The sequence below is a fragment of the Luteibacter sp. RCC_6_2 genome (assembly GCF_041360655.1).
In the GTDB taxonomy this organism is placed as follows: Bacteria; Pseudomonadota; Gammaproteobacteria; order Xanthomonadales; family Rhodanobacteraceae; genus Luteibacter.
In genome coordinates this window covers 39,042-53,191 of the sequence record NZ_JBFUPQ010000007.1, presented here as the reverse complement: position 1 = coordinate 53,191, position 14,150 = coordinate 39,042, and the positions used below count along the sequence as shown (strand labels likewise).

Genomic DNA, 14,150 nt, shown 5'->3' with positions numbered 1-14,150 from the left:
GTCCGGTTATCGAAAAGCGGAGGCGAAAGCCTCCGCTTTTTTTTGTTCTTGTAGCGGTAAGGCGAACTCGCCTTCGGCATCGCGGGGACGCACGGTTGCGGCAAGAGCCGGCGAGTGCCGCCCTCGGGGCCACGCCTCCGGCGACCCCTCAAGGAAGGGCCGCTGGCGCGGCCGTTTATCAATGGCCTGCGGCCGGGTCTTAAACCAGCCGGGGTTGTCTCGATTGGCGTGCATGAAAAAAGCATGGGTTTTTGAGGATTCTTCTAAAGATGTCCTCATGCGGTATCGCTAAGCTGTCCTCATGAATCTTCGTGCATGGACACTGCTTCCGCTGCTGTTGTTTCCCACCTTGGCTACGTGCGCCGGGAAAAAAGACCTCAGTCCGCCGCCTCTGAATCCGCACCCGAAGGAGGCACTGCACGTCACCGTGACGTTCGATCATCCCGAGGATGCGAAGCGCTACGTCGTCATCATGAGAGCGCTCTATCAGAACCAGCAGCGCGAATGCGGCTACTTCGATCCGCAGCGGGGCGGCGGCAGCTTTGTCTATCCCGAAGGGACGTTCGACATTCCGAATGAAAGTCGCGATCCAAAGCATGCTCATTACAACGTCTACTTGGATCGGTACAACGAAGCCGCCTGCAACTGGGAGCTTGCCGCTCCTTACTTCCTGGTTCGTGACACTCTCACGGGAAGGGACGCGCTAGGGCACTGGGGTCTTCGCGGGGACTTGGCTCCGGGCACCGAATACAAAGCCATTTGCCAGTTCCAGGCTGATGATGATCCGCAAAGCTGCTACGGCAGATGGCCGATGCCGGAAGTGTCCCATTACAGTCGCGTCCCCATCACGGTTCATGTGTCCGAGGACTCGGCGTTGCTGCGTCCGCGCGTGCGGGGCGTCTTCAGCCAGAGCAATTTCGTCAAGCCCGTGCCGACAGATACCGCACCAAGCCCGCCTGCTGCTTCTAGCGGCGACTAGCATTAACTTCTATCCAGGGAAATGGATATGTCTCTTCCTTCCGAACAATATGCATTTCTCTCTTATGCGATTTATACGCCGCTGACGGCAAAGACCGATATTGAGAGTGATAGCCGTCTCTACACTGTGCTCTACGTTTCCCCACCATCACCGACCAACTACCGCGGCGCCGTGTTGCAAGACGAGGCGACCGGCCAGCTTATCGTCACGAACAAGGGCACCGACCCTTCCAGTATTCATGACGTCACCGCCGATCTGGGCATGGGTATGATGGGTGCACCCACTCAATGGCCTGAAGCGGCCGCGACGATGCGCTGGGCTTTGCAGCACGCAGAGAAGAGCCATATCCCCGTAAGCGACATCAGCATCACCGGTCACTCCCTCGGCGGTGCCCTCGCACAACTGCAAGCCGCCATGCCCGAATCGGTGGGCATACACGCGGAAACCTTCAACACCTACGGCGCCCGGTCCATGGCCGAGGGGTTGGGCCTGGATGCCCTGGCTGCGGAGGATCGCGTCGTCAACCACCGCATGTATCACGATCCGGTGTCGACTCTCGCCGACTCGATCGGTCGCAGTGTGGACTACATGGATCACGCCGATTACCAGCGCCACCAGCAGGGTGGCCTGTCGCCGGTCGGCGAGGTCGGCGCCGTGGGCCGTGCACATGGCATCGGCAACTTCTGGGTCAACGAAAGCAATCAACCGGCGGCGGTGTTCGCGCACAACTACATGCGCGACCTGCATCATCGCCCGTTGGACGACTTGCCCCGAGGTGTGCCCATGGATCTGTCGGCACCGTGGCACATGTTGGGTGAGGAGCAGGAACGCTCCCGCGTGCCACCACTGGCGGCGACCGCCGGCACGGACGAGATGTTCGAGTATCTGTGCAAGGCCATGGAGCAGGACGACGAGGGTTTCATGGAGGCGCTTCGCCAGGTCGGCCAGACCGATGCCGCCCAGGAATTCCATATGGAAGCGGCGCGGCAGGTGGACATGGAGGACCGCATCGCGTCCCTGGAAGCGCAGGTGCAGCAGGCACAGGAGCAGCAGGTTTCGCAGGTCCGGGAGATCAGCGGCCCGGTGATGCGCCTGTAAGGAGTGGCGATGCGCGAGGAAGGTACGAGGAGCGCCACCGTGCAGGTGGCGATGATGGTGGAGCGGCTGTCGCGCATGAGCGAGTCGATGGACACGCGCCACCGTCAGGCCACCGAGCAACAAGAGCGGACCGTGCAGGCTCTACCCGGCATCATGCGCCAGGCCGCGGACGTGAGCCTGGGTGCGATTTCGGCGGATGCTACGCGAACCATGCGAACGGGCTTGAACGGCCCGCTCTCGGAAGTGGCCCGGGAAGCGGCCGAGCATCAGCGCCTCATGCAGGCGAGCACGGATGCGATGGTTCGGATACAGCGCAAGCTGGCAGGTTTCGTGAACAAGGCGACCTGGTTGGTGGTGGGGGTGCTGGCGACTCTTCTGATCGTGCTCGTGGTGGGAAGTTACCTCGGATGGCACTACAAGCAGGTCATCGCGCAGCAGCAGATCGAGGCCGATCTGCTCCGGGCCTACAACCAGGCCGATGTTCGATTGTGCGGCAGGCAGCTCTGCGCTCGCGTGGGGCGCGCGGACAAGCGCTATGGAGACTACGTTCCCCTCAGGCAACGATAGAGCGCAGGAGCAGGTCGTGAATGATCCAGCTGGGGAAGGGGCGCGGCCCATCCGACGTCGTTCCTCCCGAGGGCTTCCCATCGGCTCGGCGATAGGTTATAGTCGCTGGGCTATACCTCCCGGCCACCATCATTAGGCGACCGGACACCGCGAAATGAGGCGCACGGAATGTGCTTCGAGTTCGCAGGCAAGGATGCCGAGTAGGGTGCCAACGGGCCACGGGGCGCAAGCTCTGTTGACCTATCTCGTTGCGTATTCTATACTTTTCTGTCTAGGCAGGCCGATAACTCGGCCTGCCTGACTTTTTCGGGTCGTTCCGGACGGTTCTTAGCCGTTCCAGGGCGGCCCGTTGCGGTACCCGTAAGCAGTACCAGGGTTGTGCGGGGTGGCGAGAAGCCCCTCCGAATCACAAGAACGTTCTTTCGATAACAGGACACGGTTTTATGGCGAACCAAAAGATTCGCATTCGGCTCAAGGCGTTCGATCATCGTCTGATCGACCGTTCGGCCAGCGAAATCGTCGAGACGGCCAAGCGCACCGGCGCTACGGTCCTCGGCCCGATCCCGCTGCCGACCAAGATTGAGCGCTACACCATTCTGGTGTCGCCGCACGTCGACAAAGATGCCCGCGACCAGTACGAGACCCGTACTCACAAGCGCGTTCTGGACATCGTCGACCCCAACGACAAGACCGTGGACGCGCTCATGAAGCTCGATCTCGCGGCTGGCGTTGACGTGCAGATCAAGCTCGGCTGAGCGGATAAAAGGATACGAAGATGAGTATCGGACTGGTTGGCCGCAAGTGCGGCATGAGCCGGCTCTTCACCGAAGACGGCCGCTCGATTCCGGTGACGCTGATTGAAGCGACCCCGAATCGTGTGACGCAGGTGAAGACCGAAGAAAACGACGGCTACAGCGCCGTGCAGGTCACGACGGGTGCCAAGCGCGCCTCGCTCCTGACGGCTCCGCTGAAGGGCCATTACGCCAATGCCAAGGTCGAGCCGGGCCGCGGTCTGTGGGAATTCCGCGTGAGCGCGGAAGACGCAGGCAAGTACGCGATCGGCACCGAGATCTCGGCGGGCGACGTCTTCACCGTCGGTCAGACGGTCGACGTCTCCGGCGTGTCGAAGGGTAAGGGTTTCCAGGGCACGATCAAGCGTCACCACTTCAAGATGGGCGACGCCACGCACGGTAACTCGCTGTCGCATCGCGCCCCGGGCTCGATCGGCCAGCGCCAGACGCCGGGCCGCGTGTTCCCTGGCAAGAAGATGTCGGGCCACATGGGCGCGGTCAACCGCACCCAGCAGGGTCTCGAAGTTGTCACGGTCGATTCCGAGCGTCACCTGATCGCGGTCAAGGGCGCAGTCCCCGGCGCGCCGGGCGGTGACGTCGTGATCCGTCCGACGACCAAGGGCTGAGGAGAGACGCCATGGAACTCAACGTTATTGGCGCCAAGGCGCTCACCGTGTCGGACGACGTGTTCGGCGGCGAGTACAAGAAGGCCCTCGTCCACCAGGTCGTCACCGCCTATCAGGCGGCTGGCCGTGCCGGTACGAAGGCCCAGCTGTCTCGCGGCCAGATGTCCGGTACGACCAAGAAGTTCAAGAAGCAGAAGGGTGGCGGCGCTCGCCACGGCGACTACCGCGCTCCGATCTTCGTCGGTGGTGGTGTGACGTTCGCGGCCAAGCCGCGCAGCTTCGAGCAGAAGGTCAACCGCAAGGCTTACCGTGTCGCGATCCGTTCGATCGTCGCCGAGCTGAACCGTCAGGGTCGCCTGAAGGTCGTCTCCGAGCTGTCGATGGAAGCCCCGAGCACCAAGGGCATGATCGCGAAGCTGGCCGAGCTCGAAGTCAAGGGTCGCGTGCTGCTGGTGTCGGAAGACGCCACCGAGGCGCTGTACCTGTCCGCCCGCAACATTCCGTACATCCACGTCGTCGACGTGTTGGCCCTTAATCCGGTCAGCCTGGTCGGCAGCGACTTCGTCGTCATGACGGTGGACGCGGTCAAGAAGGTCGAGGAGTGGCTCGCATGAGCACCGAACGCACGCTCAACACGCTTCGCGCGCCGCACATCTCCGAGAAGTCGGCTCGCCTTGCTGAGAACAACCAGTACGTTTTCGTCGTGGCGCCCGAGGCGACCAAGGCCGATGTCCGTGCAGCCGTGGAACATCTCTTCGACGTCAAGGTCGTGGACGTGAACCTCGTGAACACCAAGGGCAAGGTCAAGTCGTTCCGCTTCCGCACTGGCAACCGCCAGGGCAAGCGTAAGGCCTACGTGCGCCTCGCCGACGGTCACACGATCGACGTGTCGGCCAAGGCCTGAGCCAGGAGTTGAATTGAGATGGCACTGATCACTCACAAGCCGACCTCCCCGGGCCGCCGCGACGCAGTCAGCGTGCGGACCGAAGGTCTGCACAAGGGCGCACCCTACGCGCCCCTGACCGAATCGCAGTCGAAGACGGGTGGACGCAACCACTACGGTCGCATCACCACGCGTCATCGCGGCGGCGGTCACAAGCAGGCTTACCGCATCATCGATTTCAAGCGTGACAAGGAAGGCATCGCCGCCGTTGTCGAACGTCTGGAATACGATCCGAACCGCACCGCGCACATCGCGCTGCTGTGCTACGCCGATGGCGAGCGCCGCTACATCATCGCGCCGAAGGGCGTGGCGGTGGGCGACCGTCTCGTGTCGGGTTCCGACTCGCCGATCAAGCCGGGCAACTGCCTGCCGCTTCGTTCGATCCCGGTCGGTTCCACCGTCCATTGCATCGAGATGAAGCCGGGCAAGGGTGCGCAGATCGCGCGTTCCGCCGGCGCCTCGGTCCAGCTGGTCGCTCGCGAGCAGGGTTACGCCACGCTGCGTCTTCGCTCCGGCGAAATGCGCCGCGTGCCGGTCGAATGCCGCGCCACCATCGGTGAAGTCGGCAACTCCGAGCACAGCCTGCGCAAGCTTGGCAAGGCCGGTAAGAAGCGCTGGGCGGGTATCCGTCCGACCGTTCGCGGTGTCGTGATGAACCCGGTCGACCATCCGCACGGCGGTGGTGAAGGCAAGACCTCCGGCGGCCGTCATCCGGTCAGCCCATGGGGTACGCCGACCAAGGGTTACAAGACGCGCAACAACAAGCGCACCCAGCAGTTCATCGTGCGTCGTCGCAAGTAATAGGAAACGATCATGCCGCGCTCTCTAAAGAAAGGTCCGTTCGTTGACCTGCACCTCGTAAAGAAGGTGGAAGCCGCCGTTTCCGCCAACAACAAGCGTCCGATCAAGACCTGGTCGCGTCGTTCGATGATTCTGCCGGAGATGGTCGGTCTGACCATCGCCATCCACAACGGCCGCCAGCACGTGCCCGTCCTGATCAACGAGAACATGGTCGGGCACAAGCTCGGCGAGTTCGCGGTGACCCGTACGTACAAGGGCCACGCAGGCGATAAGAAGGGCAAGTGATGAGCACCGAAGCCAAAGCGATCCTGCGCAGCGCCCGCATCTCGGCGCAGAAGGCACGCCTGGTGGCTGACCTGGTCCGCGGCATGCCCGTGGGCCGAGCCAGCGACGTGCTCGCCTTCACCAACAAGAAAGCCGCCCACCTTGTTCGCAAGGTGCTGCTGTCCGCCGTCGCCAACGCCGAAAACAACCTCGGCGCCGACGTGGACGAGCTCAAGGTGGCCCGCATCTTCGTCGACGAAGGTCCGGCGATGAAGCGTATGTACGCCCGCGCCAAAGGTCGCGGTTCGCGCATCCTGAAGCGCACCAGCCACATCACTGTGGTTGTCGGCAACTGACTGGGGTAAGACACGATGGGTCATAAAGTTCATCCCACCGGTATCCGCCTCGGCATTGCCAAGGACTGGAACTCGAAGTGGTACGCAAACAAGGGTGAATACGCCCAGTACCTCGCGGCCGACCTCAAGGTCCGCGAGATGCTGCGCAAGAAGCTCGCCGCCGCCGGTATCTCGAAGATCCAGATCGAGCGCCCGGCCAAGACCGCCCGCGTGACGATCTTCACCGCCCGTCCGGGCGTGGTGATCGGCAAGAAGGGCGAGGACATCGAGAAGCTGCGCAAGGAAGTCACGGACATGATGGGCGTTCCGACGCACATCAACGTCAGTGAAGTCCGCAAGCCGGAACTCGATGCCCAGCTCGTCGCTGAATCGATCGCCCAGCAGCTCGAGCGTCGCATCATGTTCCGCCGGGCGATGAAGCGCTCGGTCGGCAACGCGATGCGCCTCGGTGCCCTCGGCATCAAGATCAACGTCTCCGGCCGTTTGAACGGTGCCGAGATCGCGCGCTCCGAGTGGGCCCGCGAAGGTCGCGTTCCGCTGCATACCCTGCGCGCGGACATCGACTACGGCACCGCCGAGGCCAAGACCCAGTACGGCATCATCGGTGTCAAGGTTTGGGTCTACAAGGGCGAGATCTTCGATCTGGCGGCCGCTACGGCCGAGTCGAAGGAAGAACAGCAGCCTCAGCAGTCGTCGCGCCGCGAGGGTGGTGAAAACCGCCGCGAGCGTGAGCGCGCTGCCAAGTAAGGAGCGTTGCCATGTTGCAACCGAAGCGTACCAAGTACCGCAAGATGCATAAGGGCCGTAATGACGGCCTGGCATTCAATTCCAACCTCGTGAGCTTTGGCGAGTACGGCCTCAAGGCGACGACGCACGGTCAGCTGACCGCGCGTCAGATCGAAGCGGCCCGTCGTTGCATCACGCGCTACGTGAAGCGTGGCGGCAAGCTCTGGATCCGCGTGTTCCCGGACAAGCCGATCACCCGTAAGCCCATCGAAGTCCGAATGGGTGCAGGTAAGGGTGGCGTCGAGTTCTGGGTCGCTCTGATCCAGCCGGGTCGCATGCTTTATGAAATCGAAGGTGTCGACGAGGCGACGGCACGCGAAGCGTTCCGTCTGGCGGCAGCCAAGCTCTCCGTCCAGACCCAGTTCGTCTCCAGGGCGGTGATGTAATGGCCAGCAAAGAAATCAAAGAGAAGTCGGCGGAAGAGCTGAAGCAGCACCTGCTGGACCTTCGCAAGGAGCAGTTCAACCTGCGCATGCAGAAGGGCTCCGGACAGCTCACCCAGCCGCACCAGCTGCGCCGCGTTCGGCGTGACATCGCCCGCACGAAGTTCGTGCTCGGCGTGAAGAAGTAAGGACGGCGGACATGAGCGATAACACGAAGACGGCGCGCACCCTCACGGGTCGTGTCATCAGCAACAAGATGGCCAACACGGTGACGGTGCTGATCGAGCGCCAGGTGCAGCACCCGCTGCTCGGCAAGATCATCCGCCGTTCCACGAAGCTACATGCGCACGACGAAACCGGCGCGAACGAGGGTGACCTCGTCCGCATCGCGGAATGCCGTCCGCTGTCGAAGACCAAACATCACCGCGTGGTCGAAATCGTCACGCGCGCTGAAGTCTAAGGAGAGCTGCCATGATTCAGGTACAGAGCATGCTTTCCGCGGCCGATAACAGCGGCGCGAAGGAACTGATGTGCATCAAGGTGCTGGGCGGCTCGAAGCGCCGTTATGCCAGCGTCGGTGATGTCATCAAGGTGACCGTCAAGGACGCCATTCCCCGCGGCAAGGTCAAGAAGGGTGAGGTGTACAACGCCGTGGTGGTTCGTACCGCCAAGGGTGTGCGCCGCGCTGATGGTTCCGTGATCCGTTTCGACGGCAACGCGGCCGTCATCCTCAACAACAAGCTCGAGCCGATCGGAACCCGTATCTTCGGGCCGGTTACCCGCGAGCTGCGCAGCGAGAAGTTCATGAAGATCGTCTCGCTCGCGCCCGAAGTGCTCTGAGCGGAGGCCAGACCATGAACCGTATCCGCAAGGGTGATAACGTCGTCGTCATCACCGGCAAGAACAAGGGACAGCGCGGCGACGTGCTGCGCGTCGATGGCGACCGCGTGGTCGTCTCGAACGTGAACCTGGTCAAGCGCCACACCAAGCCGAACCCGCAGGCCAACCAGCCGGGTGGAATCGTCGAACGTGAGGCCTCGATCCATATCTCCAACGTACAGCTCTTCAACTCCGCCACGAACAAGGGCGAGCGCGTGGGCACCAAGACGCTCGAGGACGGGCGCAAGGTGCGCGTGTTCCGTTCGGGCGAAGTGGTCGACGCGTAAGGAATCGAAGTCATGACCCGCCTTGAATCGTTTTACAAAGAGTCGGTAATGCAGAAGCTCACTGAGCGCTTCGGTTACCAGAACGTCATGGAAGTGCCCCGCATCACGAAGATCACGCTCAACATGGGCGTCGGCGAAGCCGCCGGTAACAAGAAGATCCTCGAGAACGCCGTGGCCGATATGACCAAGATCGCCGGCCAGAAGCCGATCACGACGAAGGCCCGCGTGTCGGTCGCTTCGTTCAAGATCCGCGATGGTTGGCCGATCGGCTGCAAGGTCACGCTTCGTCGTGCCCAGATGTGGGAATTCCTGGACCGCCTGATCAACATCTCGCTGCCGCGTACGCGCGACTTCCGTGGTGTCTCGGGCCGTGCCTTCGATGGCCGTGGTAACTACAACTTCGGCATCAAGGAACAGATCATTTTCCCGGAAATCGACTTCGATCAGGTCGACGCGCTGCGTGGCATGGATATCTCCATCACCACCACCGCCAAGACCGACGAAGAAGCCAAGGCGCTGCTGGAAGCCTTCAGCTTCCCGTTCCGCAACTGATCACAGGTAGAACATGGCCAAGACCTCGATGGTCGAGCGCGACCTCAAGCGCACCAAGATCGTGAAGAAGTTCGCCGCCAAGCGCGCCGAGCTGAAGGCGATCGTCCTGAGCGCCACTGCGTCGTACGACGAAAAGATGGAAGCCCAGACCAAGCTGCAGAAGCTTCCGCGCGATGCCAGCCCGGTGCGCCAGCGTAATCGCTGCGCCCTGACCGGCCGCCCGCGTGGCGTCTACAGCAAGTTCGGCCTGGGCCGCAACAAGCTCCGCGAAGCCACCATGCGTGGCGACGTGCCGGGCTTGCGCAAGGCTAGCTGGTAAAAAACTCGCCAACGGCGGGGCAAGCTGTTATAGTCGTCGGTCTGCGCAACGCAGACCGACGATTGTCGGCTTTACAATTTAAGATTTCCGGTAATTCGGATATCGGTGCACTCTCAAGGGTTTTCTTATGAGCATGACTGATCCCATCGCCGATCTGTTTACGCGCATCCGTAATGGCCAGGCCTCTGGCAAGTCGGTTGTCCGTATGCCGTCGTCGAAGATGAAGCTGGCCCTGGCCAAGCTTCTGCAGAACGAAGGCTATATTCTCGACGCCCGTGCCGCTGACGAAGCTGGCAAGCCGGTCCTCGAGATCAAGCTGAAGTACTTTGAAGGCCGTCCGGCCATCGAAACCATCTCCCGTGTCAGCCGTTCCGGTCTCCGCGTCTACCGCGGCAAGGACGAGCTGCCGAAGGTCCTCGGTGGCCTGGGTATCTCGATCATCTCGACTTCCGCCGGTCTCCTGACCGACGCGCAGGCCCGTGCGAAGGGTCTGGGCGGCGAAGTCATCGGCCAGGTGGCGTAAGGAGTCCCGACATGTCACGTGTAGCCAAGCAGCCCATCACCCTGCCGAAGGGCGTCGAACTCTCGATCGCCAACGGCACCGTCACCGTCAAGGGCCCGAAGGGCACCCTGACCACCCACGAACTGCCGGGTGTTTCGTTCCAGCAGGAGAATGGCGTCGCGAACGTCGTTCTCGCCGAGGGTGCCGACGACAAGTTCGGCGGTACCGCCCGCGCGATCGTCGCCAACATGATCCACGGCGTGGCCAACGGCTTCGAGAAGAAGCTCGAGCTCGTCGGCGTGGGTTACCGCGCCCAGCTCACCGGTAAGTCGGTCAACCTCTCGCTGGGTTATTCGCACCCGGTGGTCTTCGAGGCACCGGAAGGCATCACCATCGAAGTTCCGTCGCAGACGGAAGTCCTGGTCAAGGGTGCCGACAAGCAGCTCGTGGGCCAGGTGGCCGCGAAGATCCGCGCGTTCCGTTCGCCGGAGCCCTACAAGGGCAAGGGTGTCCGCTACGCCGGCGAGACGATCATCCTGAAGGAAGCCAAGAAGGCCTAATCGGCCTATCCGCTTTCTGGAGTCAAAACGATGAACAAGAACGTATCCCGCCTGCGCCGCGCCAAGTCGACCCGCGCCCACATCCGTGAGCTCGCCGTCGCCCGCCTGAGCGTGCACCGCACCGGTCAGCACATTTACGCCCAGGTCTTCGCGCCGAACGGCACCGTCGTGGCAGCCGCCTCGACCGTGCAGAAGTCGGTCGCCGAGGGTCTCAAGAGCAAGAAGAACATCGAGGCCGCCGTCACGGTGGGCCGCGTCGTTGCCGAGCGCGCCAAGGCCGCCGGTATCGAAGCCGTTGCCTTCGATCGCTCGGGTTTCCGTTATCACGGTCGCATCAAGGCTCTTGCCGACGCGGCGCGTGAGGCCGGCCTCAAGTTCTAAGAGGCGTCAGGCCACGGCATCGGTCCCCCGGGACCGGTGCCGCCCGCTGTAACTACAACTCCAAGCGGCGACCAAGCCGTAAACAGAAGTCCCGGTAAACATCCGGGCAGACAGGAAAGAGAGATGTCCTCGACAGATCGCGAAAATTCGGACGGCATGCTTGAAAAGCTGATCGCCGTCAACCGCGTGGCCAAGACCGTCAAGGGTGGCCGCCAGATGAGCTTCACCGCGCTGACCGTGGTCGGCGATGGCGAGGGTCGCGTCGGCTTTGGTTATGGCAAGGCGCGTGAAGTGCCGGTCGCCATTTCCAAGGCTATGGAGCGCGCCCGCCGCAACATGGTGTCGATCGAACTGAACAACGGCACGCTCTGGTACGCCATCAAGGCGAACCACGGTGCGGCCCGCGTCTACATGCAGCCCGCCTCGCAGGGTACCGGCGTCATCGCCGGCGGTGCCATGCGCGCCGTCCTCGAAGTGGTCGGCGTGAAGGACGTGCTTGCGAAGGCCGTCGGCTCGCGCAACCCGATCAACCTCGTCCGCGCCACGATCAAGGGCCTCCAGGCCGTTGCATCGCCGAAGCGCATTGCCGCCAAGCGTGGCAAGACGATCGAAGAGGTCCTCGGCAATGGCTAAGAACAACGAAAACACCGGCACCGTCCGCGTCCGCCTCGTCAAGGGCCTTCGCGGTGTACAGGGTCGTCATCGTCTGAGCGTGAAGGCCCTCGGCCTGAACAAGCTCAACGATGTGCGCGAACTGAAGGATAGCCCCCAGGTCCGTGGCCTTATCAACACGGTCTACTACCTGGTCCGGGTCGAGGAGTAAACGTCATGCGTCTTAATGAACTCAGGCCCGGCAAGGGCGCCCGCAAGACCCGTACCCGCGTCGCGCGCGGTATCGGCTCCGGCCTCGGCAAGACCGCCGGCCGTGGTCACAAGGGTCAGCACGCCCGTGCCGGTAATACGCACCGCGTCGGTTTCGAAGGCGGCCAGATGCCGCTGCAGCGTCGTTTGCCGAAGGTCGGCTTCCGTTCGCTGAAGAAGGCCGATACGGAACAGGTCATGCTGTACCAGCTGGCGTCGGTCAAGTCCGACACCATCGATCTGATCGCCCTGCACGCCGCCGGTCTCGTGACCAGCCGCGCGAAGAAGGTCAAGATCGTCCTGAAGGGCGAAATCACCCGTGCGGTGAAGCTCTCCGGTGTGCTTGCGACGGCCGGCGCCAAGGCGGCCATCGAAGCCGCCGGCGGCAGCGTGGAGTAATCAGGTGGCTGCAGCGCAGGGCACAACGCTCGGCTCGCTGGGCAAACTGACGGAACTGCGTCAGCGCATCTTTTTCCTTATCGGTGCGCTGATCGTCTTCCGCCTCGGCTCGTTCATTCCCGTTCCGGGCGTGAACCCCGAGGCGATGACGAGCCTGGTCGAGGGTGGTGGCGGCCTGTTGAACATGGTCAACATGTTCTCGGGTGGTTCGCTGTCCCGCTTCTCGGTGTTCGCTCTCGGTGTGGTGCCGTATATCTCGGCGTCGATCGTGGTGCAGATGATGGGCTCGGTCGTTCCGTCGCTCATGGCACTGCGCAAGGAAGGCGAGGCGGGTCGTCGCAAGATGACCACCTATACGCGCTTTGGCACGGTGGGCCTCGCGGCCTTCCAGGCGTTCGGCATCGCGGTGGCCCTGCAGAAGCAGGTCGCCACGGGCGGCGCACCGGTGGTCTACATGCCGGGTGCCGGCTTCGTCATGGCGTCGGTCGTCGGCCTCACCGCCGGCACGATGTTCCTGATGTGGCTGGGCGAGCAGATCACGGAGCGCGGTATCGGCAACGGTATCTCGATGCTGATCTTCGCCGGTATCGTCGCGGGCTTGCCGGGTGCCATCGTGCACACGCTGTCCATGGCGAACAACGGCGAGCTGTCGGTCCTGAAGCTGCTGATGGTCACCGTGGTGATCCTGGCGGTCACGGCCTTCGTGGTGTTCATGGAGCGCGCCCAGCGGCGTATCACCGTGAACTACGCGAAGCAGGGCAGCCAGCGTCAGTTCCAGCGCCAGACCTCGCACTTGCCGCTGAAGATCAACATGGCGGGCGTCATTCCGCCGATCTTCGCGACCAGCCTGCTGCTTTTCCCCGCGACCGCGGCGACCTGGTTCGGCTCTGCCCACCAGTCCCGTTGGCTGCAATGGCTGACCACGGCGCTGAGCCCGGGTGAGCCGGTCCACGACATCGTGTTCGCGGTGCTGGTGATCGGTTTCGCCTTCTTCTATACGGCGATCGTGTTCAATTCGCAGGAAACGGCCGATAACCTCAAGCGTTCGGGCGCGTTGATTCCGGGCATCCGCCCGGGTCGTGCCACGGCGGACTACATCGATGGCGTCATGACCCGGCTTACCGGCGTTGGCGCGCTCTACATCGTACTGGTCTGCCTGGTGCCCACGTTCATGCAGAACGCCTGGCACGTCCCGTTCTATTTCGGCGGCACTTCGCTGCTGATCGTGGTGGTGGTGGTGATGGACTTCACGGCTCAGGTCCAGGCCCATCTCGTCAGCCACCAGTACGAGAGTCTGCTTAAGAAGTCCAATCTCCGTCGCAGCTGAGACGCGACGGAGGCCCCAAGTAGGGGAGGCCTTGGCGCCCAGCGCCGCAGGACTTCCCGTTTAGGTTAATTACGGTTAGAATTGCGCGTTTACCGCGCACGAAACGCATCGGAGACAGTACATCATGGCGCGCATCGCGGGTGTCAATTTGCCGGTCCAGAAGCATGTCTGGGTTGGTTTGCAGAGCATTTACGGAATCGGCCGTTCGCGGGCGAAGCAGGTTTGCGTCGACGCGGGCGTGGTTGCGACCACTCCCATCAAGTCGCTCAGCGAAGGCGAGGTCGAGAAGATCCGCGCTGAGATCGCCAAGTACACGGTCGAGGGCGACCTTCGTCGCGAAATCGGCATGGCGGTCAAGCGCCTCATGGATCTTGGTTGCTACCGTGGCCTGCGCCACCGTCGCGGCCTGCCGGTGCGCGGCCAGCGCACGCGTACCAACGCCCGTACCCGCAAGGGTCCGCGTCGTCCGATCAAGAAGTAACGGATACC

At 62.7% G+C, this 14,150-nt stretch carries 26 protein-coding genes; all 26 read left to right on the top strand.

From position 1 onward, the window contains the following. Positions 1-301 precede the first annotated feature (301 nt). The 26 genes from AB6730_RS09360 to rpsM all read left to right on the top strand — a co-directional run bounded on the left by AB6730_RS09360 (position 302) and on the right by rpsM (position 14,142). The gene (locus AB6730_RS09360; protein ID WP_371023356.1) at positions 302-979 is read left to right on the top strand and encodes a hypothetical protein; all 678 of its coding nucleotides are present in this window, start codon (positions 302-304) and stop codon (positions 977-979) included. A gap of 27 nt (positions 980-1,006) precedes the next feature. Then, complete coding sequence (locus tag AB6730_RS09355) at positions 1,007-2,077, top strand: hypothetical protein (protein WP_371023355.1); 1,071 nt, start codon at positions 1,007-1,009, stop codon at positions 2,075-2,077. 9 nt (positions 2,078-2,086) lie between these two features. After that, positions 2,087-2,644: a hypothetical protein gene (locus AB6730_RS09350; protein WP_371023354.1), complete on the top strand. Its 558-nt coding sequence runs from the start codon at positions 2,087-2,089 to the stop codon at positions 2,642-2,644. A gap of 443 nt (positions 2,645-3,087) precedes the next feature. Then, positions 3,088-3,399, top strand: a complete 312-nt coding sequence (gene rpsJ, locus AB6730_RS09345) for a 30S ribosomal protein S10 (protein ID WP_014402136.1) — start codon at positions 3,088-3,090, stop codon at positions 3,397-3,399. Positions 3,400-3,419: 20 nt separating this feature from the next. Then, the gene (rplC, locus tag AB6730_RS09340) at positions 3,420-4,061 is read left to right on the top strand and encodes a 50S ribosomal protein L3 (RefSeq protein WP_371023353.1); all 642 of its coding nucleotides are present in this window, start codon (positions 3,420-3,422) and stop codon (positions 4,059-4,061) included. A gap of 11 nt (positions 4,062-4,072) precedes the next feature. Further along, positions 4,073-4,675, top strand: coding sequence for a 50S ribosomal protein L4 (gene rplD, locus AB6730_RS09335; protein WP_306849867.1), 603 nt, complete (start codon positions 4,073-4,075; stop codon positions 4,673-4,675). Further along, positions 4,672-4,965 carry a 50S ribosomal protein L23 gene (rplW, locus tag AB6730_RS09330; protein ID WP_046967254.1) on the top strand — a complete coding sequence of 98 codons (294 nt, stop codon included), beginning with the start codon at positions 4,672-4,674 and terminating at the stop codon, positions 4,963-4,965. The genes rplD and rplW overlap by 4 nt, the downstream gene beginning before the upstream one ends. 18 nt (positions 4,966-4,983) lie before the next feature. Then, the gene (rplB, locus tag AB6730_RS09325; protein WP_306849874.1) at positions 4,984-5,805 is read left to right on the top strand and encodes a 50S ribosomal protein L2; all 822 of its coding nucleotides are present in this window, start codon (positions 4,984-4,986) and stop codon (positions 5,803-5,805) included. Between the two features lie 12 nt (positions 5,806-5,817). Next, positions 5,818-6,090, top strand: coding sequence for a 30S ribosomal protein S19 (gene rpsS, locus AB6730_RS09320; protein WP_029213892.1), 273 nt, complete (start codon positions 5,818-5,820; stop codon positions 6,088-6,090). Continuing rightward, positions 6,090-6,425, top strand: a complete 336-nt coding sequence (gene rplV / locus AB6730_RS09315) for a 50S ribosomal protein L22 (RefSeq protein WP_029213891.1) — start codon at positions 6,090-6,092, stop codon at positions 6,423-6,425. The genes rpsS and rplV overlap by 1 nt, the downstream gene beginning before the upstream one ends. A gap of 15 nt (positions 6,426-6,440) precedes the next feature. Further along, positions 6,441-7,172 (top strand): 30S ribosomal protein S3, encoded by a 732-nt coding sequence (gene rpsC / locus AB6730_RS09310; protein WP_306849877.1) that lies wholly within the window; start codon positions 6,441-6,443, stop codon positions 7,170-7,172. 11 nt (positions 7,173-7,183) lie between these two features. Then, positions 7,184-7,597 carry a 50S ribosomal protein L16 gene (gene rplP, locus AB6730_RS09305; protein ID WP_072322774.1) on the top strand — a complete coding sequence of 138 codons (414 nt, stop codon included), beginning with the start codon at positions 7,184-7,186 and terminating at the stop codon, positions 7,595-7,597. Next, positions 7,597-7,782: a 50S ribosomal protein L29 gene (rpmC, locus tag AB6730_RS09300; RefSeq protein ID WP_029213888.1), complete on the top strand. Its 186-nt coding sequence runs from the start codon at positions 7,597-7,599 to the stop codon at positions 7,780-7,782. The genes rplP and rpmC overlap by 1 nt, the downstream gene beginning before the upstream one ends. A gap of 11 nt (positions 7,783-7,793) precedes the next feature. Further along, complete coding sequence (gene rpsQ / locus AB6730_RS09295; RefSeq protein WP_029213887.1) at positions 7,794-8,054, top strand: 30S ribosomal protein S17; 261 nt, start codon at positions 7,794-7,796, stop codon at positions 8,052-8,054. An 11-nt stretch (positions 8,055-8,065) separates the two neighbouring features. Then, positions 8,066-8,434 (top strand): 50S ribosomal protein L14, encoded by a 369-nt coding sequence (gene rplN / locus AB6730_RS09290; protein ID WP_306849882.1) that lies wholly within the window; start codon positions 8,066-8,068, stop codon positions 8,432-8,434. Between the two features lie 14 nt (positions 8,435-8,448). Continuing rightward, positions 8,449-8,760, top strand: a complete 312-nt coding sequence (gene rplX, locus AB6730_RS09285) for a 50S ribosomal protein L24 (protein WP_090054986.1) — start codon at positions 8,449-8,451, stop codon at positions 8,758-8,760. A gap of 12 nt (positions 8,761-8,772) precedes the next feature. Beyond that, on the top strand, positions 8,773-9,312 hold the full coding sequence (rplE, locus tag AB6730_RS09280) for a 50S ribosomal protein L5 (RefSeq protein ID WP_306849886.1): 540 nt from the start codon (positions 8,773-8,775) through the stop codon (positions 9,310-9,312). A gap of 13 nt (positions 9,313-9,325) precedes the next feature. Continuing rightward, on the top strand, positions 9,326-9,631 hold the full coding sequence (rpsN, locus tag AB6730_RS09275) for a 30S ribosomal protein S14 (protein ID WP_306849888.1): 306 nt from the start codon (positions 9,326-9,328) through the stop codon (positions 9,629-9,631). Positions 9,632-9,758: 127 nt separating this feature from the next. Then, positions 9,759-10,154, top strand: a complete 396-nt coding sequence (gene rpsH / locus AB6730_RS09270; protein ID WP_072322781.1) for a 30S ribosomal protein S8 — start codon at positions 9,759-9,761, stop codon at positions 10,152-10,154. A gap of 11 nt (positions 10,155-10,165) precedes the next feature. Beyond that, on the top strand, positions 10,166-10,693 hold the full coding sequence (rplF, locus tag AB6730_RS09265) for a 50S ribosomal protein L6 (RefSeq protein WP_371023352.1): 528 nt from the start codon (positions 10,166-10,168) through the stop codon (positions 10,691-10,693). A 30-nt stretch (positions 10,694-10,723) separates the two neighbouring features. Beyond that, complete coding sequence (rplR, locus tag AB6730_RS09260; RefSeq protein WP_371023351.1) at positions 10,724-11,074, top strand: 50S ribosomal protein L18; 351 nt, start codon at positions 10,724-10,726, stop codon at positions 11,072-11,074. Between the two features lie 123 nt (positions 11,075-11,197). Beyond that, the gene (gene rpsE, locus AB6730_RS09255; RefSeq protein WP_029213879.1) at positions 11,198-11,707 is read left to right on the top strand and encodes a 30S ribosomal protein S5; all 510 of its coding nucleotides are present in this window, start codon (positions 11,198-11,200) and stop codon (positions 11,705-11,707) included. Beyond that, positions 11,700-11,897 carry a 50S ribosomal protein L30 gene (gene rpmD / locus AB6730_RS09250; RefSeq protein ID WP_371023350.1) on the top strand — a complete coding sequence of 66 codons (198 nt, stop codon included), beginning with the start codon at positions 11,700-11,702 and terminating at the stop codon, positions 11,895-11,897. Before rpsE ends, rpmD begins: the two co-directional genes overlap by 8 nt. 5 nt (positions 11,898-11,902) lie before the next feature. Continuing rightward, complete coding sequence (gene rplO / locus AB6730_RS09245) at positions 11,903-12,334, top strand: 50S ribosomal protein L15 (RefSeq protein ID WP_306849898.1); 432 nt, start codon at positions 11,903-11,905, stop codon at positions 12,332-12,334. A gap of 4 nt (positions 12,335-12,338) precedes the next feature. Next, on the top strand, positions 12,339-13,661 hold the full coding sequence (secY, locus tag AB6730_RS09240; RefSeq protein WP_306849899.1) for a preprotein translocase subunit SecY: 1,323 nt from the start codon (positions 12,339-12,341) through the stop codon (positions 13,659-13,661). Positions 13,662-13,785: 124 nt separating this feature from the next. Next, positions 13,786-14,142: a 30S ribosomal protein S13 gene (gene rpsM, locus AB6730_RS09235; protein ID WP_029213875.1), complete on the top strand. Its 357-nt coding sequence runs from the start codon at positions 13,786-13,788 to the stop codon at positions 14,140-14,142. Positions 14,143-14,150 lie beyond the last annotated feature (8 nt).

Coding starts and splice junctions, on each gene's coding strand:
- rplC (WP_371023353.1), top strand. CDS start 3,420: ATGAGTATCGGACTGGTTGGCCGCAAGTGCGGCATGAGCCGGCTCTTC.
- rplR (WP_371023351.1), top strand. CDS start 10,724: ATGAACAAGAACGTATCCCGCCTGCGCCGCGCCAAGTCGACCCGCGCC.
- rpsS (WP_029213892.1), top strand. CDS start 5,818: ATGCCGCGCTCTCTAAAGAAAGGTCCGTTCGTTGACCTGCACCTCGTA.
- AB6730_RS09360 (WP_371023356.1), top strand. CDS start 302: ATGAATCTTCGTGCATGGACACTGCTTCCGCTGCTGTTGTTTCCCACC.
- rplD (WP_306849867.1), top strand. CDS start 4,073: ATGGAACTCAACGTTATTGGCGCCAAGGCGCTCACCGTGTCGGACGAC.
- AB6730_RS09350 (WP_371023354.1), top strand. CDS start 2,087: ATGCGCGAGGAAGGTACGAGGAGCGCCACCGTGCAGGTGGCGATGATG.
- rpsN (WP_306849888.1), top strand. CDS start 9,326: ATGGCCAAGACCTCGATGGTCGAGCGCGACCTCAAGCGCACCAAGATC.
- rpmD (WP_371023350.1), top strand. CDS start 11,700: ATGGCTAAGAACAACGAAAACACCGGCACCGTCCGCGTCCGCCTCGTC.
- rplP (WP_072322774.1), top strand. CDS start 7,184: ATGTTGCAACCGAAGCGTACCAAGTACCGCAAGATGCATAAGGGCCGT.
- AB6730_RS09355 (WP_371023355.1), top strand. CDS start 1,007: ATGTCTCTTCCTTCCGAACAATATGCATTTCTCTCTTATGCGATTTAT.
- rpsJ (WP_014402136.1), top strand. CDS start 3,088: ATGGCGAACCAAAAGATTCGCATTCGGCTCAAGGCGTTCGATCATCGT.
- rplW (WP_046967254.1), top strand. CDS start 4,672: ATGAGCACCGAACGCACGCTCAACACGCTTCGCGCGCCGCACATCTCC.
- rpsQ (WP_029213887.1), top strand. CDS start 7,794: ATGAGCGATAACACGAAGACGGCGCGCACCCTCACGGGTCGTGTCATC.
- rpsE (WP_029213879.1), top strand. CDS start 11,198: ATGTCCTCGACAGATCGCGAAAATTCGGACGGCATGCTTGAAAAGCTG.
- rplE (WP_306849886.1), top strand. CDS start 8,773: ATGACCCGCCTTGAATCGTTTTACAAAGAGTCGGTAATGCAGAAGCTC.
- rplN (WP_306849882.1), top strand. CDS start 8,066: ATGATTCAGGTACAGAGCATGCTTTCCGCGGCCGATAACAGCGGCGCG.
- rplF (WP_371023352.1), top strand. CDS start 10,166: ATGTCACGTGTAGCCAAGCAGCCCATCACCCTGCCGAAGGGCGTCGAA.
- rpmC (WP_029213888.1), top strand. CDS start 7,597: ATGGCCAGCAAAGAAATCAAAGAGAAGTCGGCGGAAGAGCTGAAGCAG.
- rpsC (WP_306849877.1), top strand. CDS start 6,441: ATGGGTCATAAAGTTCATCCCACCGGTATCCGCCTCGGCATTGCCAAG.
- rpsM (WP_029213875.1), top strand. CDS start 13,786: ATGGCGCGCATCGCGGGTGTCAATTTGCCGGTCCAGAAGCATGTCTGG.
- rplX (WP_090054986.1), top strand. CDS start 8,449: ATGAACCGTATCCGCAAGGGTGATAACGTCGTCGTCATCACCGGCAAG.
- rpsH (WP_072322781.1), top strand. CDS start 9,759: ATGAGCATGACTGATCCCATCGCCGATCTGTTTACGCGCATCCGTAAT.
- rplO (WP_306849898.1), top strand. CDS start 11,903: ATGCGTCTTAATGAACTCAGGCCCGGCAAGGGCGCCCGCAAGACCCGT.
- rplV (WP_029213891.1), top strand. CDS start 6,090: ATGAGCACCGAAGCCAAAGCGATCCTGCGCAGCGCCCGCATCTCGGCG.
- rplB (WP_306849874.1), top strand. CDS start 4,984: ATGGCACTGATCACTCACAAGCCGACCTCCCCGGGCCGCCGCGACGCA.